The sequence below is a fragment of the Arsukibacterium sp. genome, assembly GCF_036735525.1.
Lineage (GTDB): Bacteria > Pseudomonadota > Gammaproteobacteria > Enterobacterales > Alteromonadaceae > Alishewanella.
Window position 1 is genome coordinate 9,446 of record NZ_DAINOE010000068.1, and the last position, 8,902, is coordinate 18,347.

7 protein-coding genes are annotated in these 8,902 nt (G+C 51.5%); all 7 read right to left on the reverse strand.

The genetic code is table 11. From position 1 onward, the window contains the following. Window positions 1-158: 158 nt before the first annotated feature. Window positions 159-584: a type II toxin-antitoxin system VapC family toxin gene (locus V7D78_RS12715; protein WP_333608827.1), complete on the reverse strand. Its 426-nt coding sequence runs from the start codon at window positions 582-584 to the stop codon at window positions 159-161. Next, complete coding sequence (locus tag V7D78_RS12720; protein ID WP_333608828.1) at window positions 581-835, reverse strand: FitA-like ribbon-helix-helix domain-containing protein; 255 nt, start codon at window positions 833-835, stop codon at window positions 581-583. Before V7D78_RS12720 ends, V7D78_RS12715 begins: the two co-directional genes overlap by 4 nt. Before the next feature lie 111 nt (window positions 836-946). Next, the gene (locus V7D78_RS12725; protein ID WP_333608829.1) at window positions 947-1,348 is read right to left on the reverse strand and encodes a YqaA family protein; all 402 of its coding nucleotides are present in this window, start codon (window positions 1,346-1,348) and stop codon (window positions 947-949) included. Between the two features lie 35 nt (window positions 1,349-1,383). Next, the gene (gene rlmC / locus V7D78_RS12730; protein WP_333608830.1) at window positions 1,384-2,544 is read right to left on the reverse strand and encodes a 23S rRNA (uracil(747)-C(5))-methyltransferase RlmC; all 1,161 of its coding nucleotides are present in this window, start codon (window positions 2,542-2,544) and stop codon (window positions 1,384-1,386) included. Window positions 2,545-2,546: 2 nt separating this feature from the next. Further along, window positions 2,547-3,839 carry an alkaline phosphatase family protein gene (locus V7D78_RS12735; RefSeq protein ID WP_333608831.1) on the reverse strand — a complete coding sequence of 431 codons (1,293 nt, stop codon included), beginning with the start codon at window positions 3,837-3,839 and terminating at the stop codon, window positions 2,547-2,549. An 87-nt stretch (window positions 3,840-3,926) separates the two neighbouring features. Then, a complete protein-coding gene (gene pbpC, locus V7D78_RS12740) occupies window positions 3,927-6,275 on the reverse strand; it encodes a penicillin-binding protein 1C (RefSeq protein ID WP_333608832.1) in 2,349 nt (782 codons plus the stop codon). 25 nt (window positions 6,276-6,300) lie between these two features. Then, on the reverse strand, window positions 6,301-8,902 hold a 2,602-nt coding region (locus V7D78_RS12745; protein ID WP_333608833.1), incomplete at its 5' end, for an alpha-2-macroglobulin family protein.

The window sequence follows — 8,902 nt, forward strand, 5'->3', positions numbered from 1 at the left end:
CTGTAAAATATTGGCTAATGATGACGGATCTGGCCTGATAAAGCCAATAAAAATAAGTGGTCTAACAGCAGTTAAGTTTAGCGCTGGCATTATGTCAGAGGTATTACATTGTTAATTTTCGATAAATCTGGAGTGTTGTTTTTTAACGAGACCATCAGCTATTTTAATTCTGACTGCCAAGGGTTAATAACGTCTATGTTAGCCGTTTTAAAAGGGGCAAAATCACGAGTGGCCACTTTAAACCCCTGAGATACCACAATAGCCGCAATGTAACCATTGGGTATTGGAAAGCCAAGCCCTGCAGCTCTCGCCTTTGTGGCTAACTGGGCATACTGTTTTGCTGCAGCTTGGTCAAATGCAAGAATACGCCCATCGAACAGTGTTATAAGTCCACTCAGTGCATCAGTCAGCATCTCTTTACGCTTGCCACTGGGCAACATGCCAATGCCAAAAAGGAGTTCCGCCAGTGTCACGCTTGAAAGGTAAAGTATCTCGGCAGATTGCGCATTTAGCCAGGCTTTTACATTCGGATCAGGCTCAGGCTTCATAGCCTCTGAAACCACGTTAGTATCCAGAACTATCATTCAAACCTCATCGGCTCTGCAGGTGTATTGTTGCTTACTTGCTCTAAAGTGGTGACATCTTCATTGGTTAGTCCGATATCACGACTCAGTGCTGACAAGGCGTCACCTAGCTTAATACGTGACTTTGGCAGTATCACTTCTTCCAAAATAGCCCTCACCTCAGCCTCAGCACTGCGATTATGCAACTTTGCCCGAACTTTTAATGCGTTGTGTACCTCATCAGGTATGTTTCTGACCGTCATCATCGCCATTGATATCCACCTCTGATTGCATTCGTGAAACTAGCAAACAGCTACAATGCATTCAATTTAGGATAAATGCAATCAGATTGCAAACACATAAAATACAATGCCAGCGCCAAATTAAAATAACTTACTGGCTAAATATAACAACACCGCATAGCGCAACCCCTTACCCAGGGTGACTAACAGCAAAAATAGCCCGAAGCGAACCCTTAGCGTGCCGGCAACCAGTGTTAAAGGGTCACCGACGACCGGCAGCCAGGACAACAACAGGCTCCAACTGCCGTAACGGTTAAACTGTTGTCCGGCTTTAGCTAACTGCGCGGGGTTAACCGGAAACCAGCGTTTATGCTGAAAGCGCAGCAACTCTTTGCCCAGATACCAGTTAACACAAGAGCCCAAAGTATTGCCGCTGGTGGCGGCCAGCCAAAGGCCAAACACCGCATAGCCTTGCTGGTATAACGCCAGTAACAGCACTTCAGAAGAGGCCGGAAACAAGGTCGCAGCTATAAAACCGGTCATAAATAAACTTAAGTACATCACTTCTAGTGGACTCGCTAAACAGATGCAGACGATGACTTACGGCACAACAGGCTCAACACTTCATAGTGGCTGCTGTGGGCAAACATATCAAACAGCTGCACCTTTAACAGTTGGTACTGGCTTAGCTGTGCTAAGTCTTGTGCCAGCGTGCTGGCATTGCAGCTTGAATATAGTAGCCAGCCTGGTGCCAGCCGTTCTATATCCTGACACAATGCAGCGCCTAAACCGCGCCGCGGTGGGTTGACTACCAGTAAATCCGGGGCTTTGGCGGCTGCATGAGCAAAGGCAGTGGCATCCAGCGCTGCAAAGCTGACCTTACTTAGCCCCAACTCAGCCGCTGAGCGCTGAGCACTGTTAATGGCCGCTGCTGAGATTTCAATCCCCACTAATCGTTGCTCTGGCTGTACCAGATGCAAGCCAAAACCACCGACGCCACAGAACAAATCCCAGATTTGCCTGAATTGCCCCTGCTGTTGCTGTAGCTCAGCCAACCATTGTGCGGCAGTGCGATATAAACTGGCAGCTATTACCGGCTGAGTTTGAAAAAAGCTTTGCGGTTGCAGGTATAACGGCACCTGATTCAGCTGCTCTGCCAGTACTGTCTGCTCAGTTAAGATAATTTCTTCGGCGCCCTCAATAATCGCCGCGGCAGCCGGCTGTAGATTGACGGAGCACAGCTCAAGTTCGGGCAAGTGCTGTAATAGCCAGGGTAAATGTTTGGTGATTGACGCCAGACAGTTTTTTGAGCGCAGCACAAAGCGCAGCATAAAACGGCCACTGTGCAGGCTTTGGCTTAATAAAATATATTTAAGCTCACCGTTGCGGCTGGCAATATCATAAGGGGTAAGCCTGGCGCGGCAGATAAAGGCTTTACATAGCGCAAAGACAGGCGCAAAGCTGTCAGGATATAAGGGGCAATCGGCTAAATCGACCTGCTCGCCCTTCGCATTAATAATGCCCAGTACAGGTTGAGCAACGCTGCCCAGCGCCACCATTTTCGCTTTATAACGAAAGCCCTGCTCGGCACTGGCCATTGGCGCTAACAGCTGAGCAGGAGCGAACGGCGCCATTAATGCGGCCAGTTGTTGCTGCTTTAATTGCAGCTGCTGCGGATATGGCTTATCCAGCCAATTGCAGGACTGACAGCGACCGGCCTGAAAATGTTGGCACTGCATCTTTAGTCGCGGCTGTCTTTAAGTAATAACGGCAAAATGCTGGCATCGCCGTCATTGTCGGCCGCTGTTAAACCCAGTACGGCCGTCATCACATTGTATATATCCACCATACTTAAGCGTTCAACTTGCTGCCCTTGTAAAAAGGCCGGGCCATGCGCCAGCAGCATACCCTGCATCTGTAGCTCTTCGTTATCATAGCCGTGGCTGCCGCGAGCACGTAAAAAACTCGGATCATTCACTAAATCGGGTAAAAAGCTTTGTCTGATAAACACCCAGGGCTGCTCAGCCAGTAAAATAATAGATGCAATACGCCGGTGCTGCTGATAATGAAAACGCTCAGGCAATTCATGCTTACGGTACAAACGCACCTGCTCGGGCACCCTGGCGGCTAATTGCTGGTACAACGCCTCTTCTTCCCCCTCTTTTGGGAAGATACTGACAATTTCCCGCGAATAGCGAACATTTTTCGCTAAATTGGCGCTAAATAAGCTGTCCAGCACCACATGCTTGCGCTGATCGACTTCAGCCATGCCATGATCTGAGCTGATAATCATATTCACCTGCTCAAATAAGCCCAGCTCAGTTAATTGCCCGGCTAAATAAGCGATTTCATTATCAATATGCAAAAGCGCCGCCGCTACTTCGTTTGATGCTGGCCCGTACATATGGCCAGCTGAGTCTACATCACTAAAATACAGCGTTATCACTTGCGGCCGTTCAGCCTTGGGCAATTGCAACCAGTTCAGCACCGTATCAACGCGCTGCCGGTTAGGTGTGTCGTGTTCATATTCAAACCAGTACGTCGGCCTTTTGCCTTTGATCTCGGCCTCAGATCCTGGAAAAAAATAAGTTGCTGCCGTCAGGCCCTGCAGCTCGGCAGTCACCCAAATCGGCTCGCCCTGCCACCAGCGGCCATTGCCGACTTCTTCAGCCATACTCATGGCAAAACGCGCATCCCATTTGGGATCGTACATACTGTTATCAACAATACCGTGCTTTTGCGGATGCAAGCCCGTGACCAGCGAATAATGATTAGGGAAGGTTTTACTGGGGAATACCGGTTGCAGCTGTTTAACATGCACACCTTGTGTGGCCAGCTGCGTTAAAAACGGTGCCTGATGCAGCTCAAGGTAGTCATAACGCATACCATCAATAGAGATCAGCAGCAGTGTCGGCGCCAGGCGGTCAGTAGGGGGATTATCAGCTTGCGGCTCAGCAGGTTTAGCGCAGCCCTGTAGCAGCATCGCCAACAGTAGGACACTAACACCCAGCAAAGCTTGTGGTATCAATTTCATTAATTTAAATCCCGGCCACGTTCTATAGCTAACAGCAATGAACTTATAGTAACAATTTTGCGGTATTTTTACAGGAAACTTCGGTTATCAGTGCACATTTAGCGTTAGTTGGCTCACGCCGCCTAAATCATCCACTACCCTAAGCTCAAACTGACCGCGCTCTGCTGGCCAAAACAAGGTTTCACCGGGGGCGACCGAGCCCAAATAACGGCTGTTGGCAAACCAGTGCGCCTGCGTCACAGCGCCATCAAAACTGGCCTGTAGCGCTATGCCCGACCACTCGGCCTGGGCTGAAACTGCCGGCAATATATAGCTTAACTGTGCTTGTGGTGAACGAATAACCGGCGGCTGACGGCTTAATGACAGCCTATCTTCACAGAGCTGCTGATAGCGTGGCGGTTGCGCCAGCATAATACCCGCCTGCTGCATGGCCTGGCTGAGATCGGATGGCCAGAACTCAAACACCTTAAGCTCAGTGACACCCGGCTGATGCAGGCAAGCACGCAAGCCACTTTGTAGATCAATAGCGACTGCGCGATGCACCTCTGACACCTTAATGGGCGACACCCCGGGGATAAACCAGCCAGGCTCAGTTTGCGGACAATATTTATTGGGTAAATCACCGCTACGGCTACACAGCGGCACTTTTTTCAGCGTTAAGCCCGCTGCCGGCTGAAACAACTGCTGCTCTTTGCCGGGCTGTCGTGGCAGCAAGGCCAGTAATTCAAATAATAAGGGGCCAGCAGCACTGCGGCCAATCAGATTAGGGTTACTACTGCCATCAAAATTTCCCAGCCACACCGCCAGCACATAATCGCCACTAAGCGCTATAGCCCAGGCATCTCGAAAAGCATAAGAGGTACCGGTTTTCCATGCGACCGGCCGGCTGTCGATTAAAGCGCTTAGGCTGCTACTTTGCACTCCGGGGTGCTGGCGCAGCATATCCAGCGTTAAAAAGGCGGCTTCTGCTGTTAATAACTGCTGCTTTTGCACAGTACTGTCATGCTCGGATTGCCAGCCAAGCGGCTGCCACTGGCCTTCATTACCCAGCATCGCATACAGCTGCACCAGTTGCGCCATACTCAGCTCCATACCGCCCAGCACCAGCGCCAAACCATAATGACTGGCCGGCTGATTTAGCACCACCCCAGCTTCATTTAACCATTGATAAAAGTCAGGCTGCTGTAATCTGGCTTGCAATTGCACTGCAGGCACATTACGACTGTTAATCAGCGCCGTAGTAGCGCTAATAGGCCCGACAAACTGCCTGTCAAAGTTTTCCGGGTTAAAGCTGCCATAGCGGCGCGGTAAATCAGTCAGTACGCTTTGTGGATGGATATGTCCCTGCTGCATCGCCAGTGCATACACAAAAGGTTTTAATGCCGAGCCCGGTGAGCGCGCGGCCATCACGCCATCAACCTGACCGGATATCGCCTCATTATTAAAATCGGCCGAGCCAAGCCAGGCCTGTACCTGCATGGTGCTACGCTTAACCAATAATGCACTGGCATTCGTAAAACCCAGCGCTTGCTGGCGGGTTAAGTAGCTACTGAGTTGTTGCTCAAAGCGCTGTTGCAACGGCAACTGTAAACTGCTGTAAAAGCGCCCCTCCAACTGCCCCTGCAGACGCAACTGATTAACAAAGTGTGGCGCATAATTTGGCAAGTCGGCACGGTTAAAATAGCGCAGCGGCAAATCCAGTGGGGTAGTTAAGCTTGGTGCTGCCTCGCCGCTAAGCGCAGCGTTACCGGCTAAATTAGCCGCGACCTGTTGCTGCCAGAGTGCGGTTAAGCGCTGTCGGGCCAGATTTAATTGCTGCTGGCCAGCCTGGCTTAGTGGGCTGCGCTGATTAGGGTTTTGCGGGATCACACTTAGCGCCAGTGCTTCGGGTAAGGTCAGTTCACTGGCTTCTTTACCAAAGTAAATCAGGCTGGCCGCGGCGACGCCCTCAATGTTGCCGCCATAGGGAGCATAGTTAAAATAGGCTTCGAGCAGTTGATCTTTGCTAAAATGCCGCTCCAGATAGAGCGCATAAGCCAGTTGTTTCAGCTTACCACTGATACTGCGGGTATCTATATCAAAGCGCAGCCGGGCCAGTTGCATGCTAATGGTCGAGGCGCCCTGCCGCCGGCCCTGTCGCACCACACCTTGCCAAAACGCCCGGCCTATGGCAGTAAAGTCAAAGCCATAATGCTGGTAAAATCGTCGATCTTCGTACAATAGCTTAGCTTGCTGCAGGCTTGGCGCTATATCTGACAGCGGCAGTTTTAAGCGATAACGCTGATCAGCAGCCAGCCTTAAACTTAACAAGTCGCCATTAGCGGCAAAATACGCGCTACCCTGCTGATAATTAGCGTACAACTCCGGCTTAGCACTCAAGCCCAACCATAGCGCACCCGCCGCCAACAACAACAGTGGCAGTAGCAATAAGCGCAACAGCCAGCGCCTGGGTTGCATTGGCTTAGTGCGCCGCGTCAACCACAAAGCGACCGGCGGCGGTATTGGCCCGCACACGGCTGTCGTACATTGACTCAGCTCTGACCGTTGGCAGCATAAAATCGCCCGCCGCCGTCACTTTAACCTGATAGCGCAACTCGGTCATTTGTGGGCCAAAACCGGCATAATACACCAGTCGGTCTTCACGAATATCCACGTAATCGGCGCGCCAGCGCCCTTGCTCTCTGGCGACAGAGCTGCGCACCACGCTAAAACCTGCTGGCAGTAAATCGACCACCGCCACATTGTTATGCCAGCTGTTATTGGTACTGCGCAAGCGCAACCTGACGGTCAGCTCATCACCCTGCCGGGCGCGGTTAACCACCTGACCTTCACTGTTCAGATAATCCCGTACCACCTCTAATTGCTCAGCGCTGGCTTTGGCTTCAGGGGTTATGGCAAAACCGGCTTCACTTAGCGCATAAAACAGCGGCGTACTGCTCTCAATTAACAGCTGTTTGGCTTCAGTATTAAAGCGGTAACGCTGTGCCGCTCCCTGATTATCTGCGCTACTAAGCGCAGTGCGCTCACCGGCAGCACTTAGCTGGTAAAAGCGTGGGGGTGGCAAACTGCTGTCGGCTTGTAATTCACCGTAAGAGGCCAGCGCTAACACCGAATAAGCCGTGGCTATAGTATTGTACTGACCATCAAATACCGGCTGCAGCAATTTAACAATGTGCTCAGCGTTAAGCGCTTTGGCTTGCTCAGTAAAATGCCGGGATAGCAAATAAACATATTGCGCATCTAAACTCAGTTGCGACTGAAACGCCGGGTTAGCAAAAGGTGGCAGCGGCGCGGCTATACGTTGCGCCTCCCTATTTTGTAAATAGGCCTGCTGCATAGTGGAGCTTTGCCCCAGCCGGTAACCGCCCATTAAGCCACGTGCCAGCTCTGGTTGTTGTAATAACTGATAACTGGCCGCCATATAGATTGCCGTAATATCCGTTTGCCAGGCCTGCCGATGTTGCTGCTCTAAGCGCTCATGCAGTTCGACCAGATAATTGGTGGTGACCTCGCCGCTGCGGGTTAACAGATAAATGGCATTGGCACGCAGTCGCGCCTGATACAAATTAGCACCACTGACTCTGGCAACATTACGCAAATAACTTAAGCCCTGCTGGTAAATATAATCCGGCACTGCCAGCCCCTGCTCGCGCGCCGCCAGTAAAAAGTGCATCACATAAATACTGGGGAAATCAGCGCTGGCATAGCCCCCCGGCCAGAAACTAAAGCCACCATCGCTTTGCTGCCGCTCTGCCAGCTTTTGTATTAGCACCGCAAATTGCTGCTGCACCAGGGGCAGCCGCGACTGATAAGTCGGCTGTTGCACTAAGCCTATCCAGGGGAAGACCTGCGACACCACCTGCTCGGTGCAACCATGAGGATAGCTTGCGAGAAAATCGGTAAAGCTTTCAGCCAACACCAGCGGATTAGCCGAGGCAGCCACATTTTGCGTAGCAAACTCGTTATGCAGCGGATAACGGGTGTTTAACTTAAGCGGCCCTTTACCCTGGTATCCGGCGTTTAAGCTAGTGCGATAATGGCTGGCCGGGCGGATACTCAGGCTCACTTCACGGTTGGCTTCTTCTATCAGCTCAGCTCGCTGGTAACGCGCGTTGAAACTAAGAGTTAGCTCACCAGGCGTGGCACCGGCTTTTAACCTGAAGCGGGCACTTTGCTCATTGCCCTCTGCTATGTGTAAGGTTTGTGTAGTTGCACCCAGGGCGCTAAGGCCATCAGGTAACTGCAGGCTAACGACGATGTCAGCCTTAGCGCCAGAGCCTTTAACGCCATTGGCAACCGAGACATTAACCTCAAACTCATCGCCGGGCGCAGCGCTTTGCAGCACTTCAGGGGTAAGCACAAAAGGCCCGCGCACCTGCACATCTGAGCTGTAAGCGCCCAGCGCCGTGTCACTAACGGCGACGGCCATCAGCTTTAAATTGCCACTAAAGCTGGCCGGTACCTGCACTTGTTGTTGCTGACGCTCGGGCCCGGCTTTCACCAATCCTAACCAGAATACTCCAGGCTGCTCGGCACGACGGGCAAAAGGATTAAGGTTTTTATCCATCATCATGCGACTGCCGGTGACCATTATTCTCTCACTATCGCCACCCACTCCAGCCAGTTGACGTTGTAGCAGACTAAACTCAGGTAAAATTAAATCGAGCATTTGCATGCTGCGTACCTGTAGTGCTTGCTTCTGTAAAAAATGGCTCAACGGATCAGGTAACCGATACGCTGCCACCTGCAAAATGCCCTCATCGACACCGTAAATCAACATATCAGCCGCGTCGCTGGCCTGATAGCCAATGGTAAAGGGCTTACCTGGCCGCACCTCTGCCGGAGCATCCAGGTTGATGTTTAACTGACGGCGGCTACGATCAATATTAAAGGGCACCACGGCATAACTTAACGGGCTGACAAAGAGTGCTTCCGAGTCGGCGGCTCTTACAAAACTAACGTTGATATAGGCGTTACCTTCAAGCCCCTCCGGCAAGCGAATACGCTGTATACTGCTGGTGGTGTTGGCGCTAAACCAGCTAAAGCCATGCACTTTATCGCTT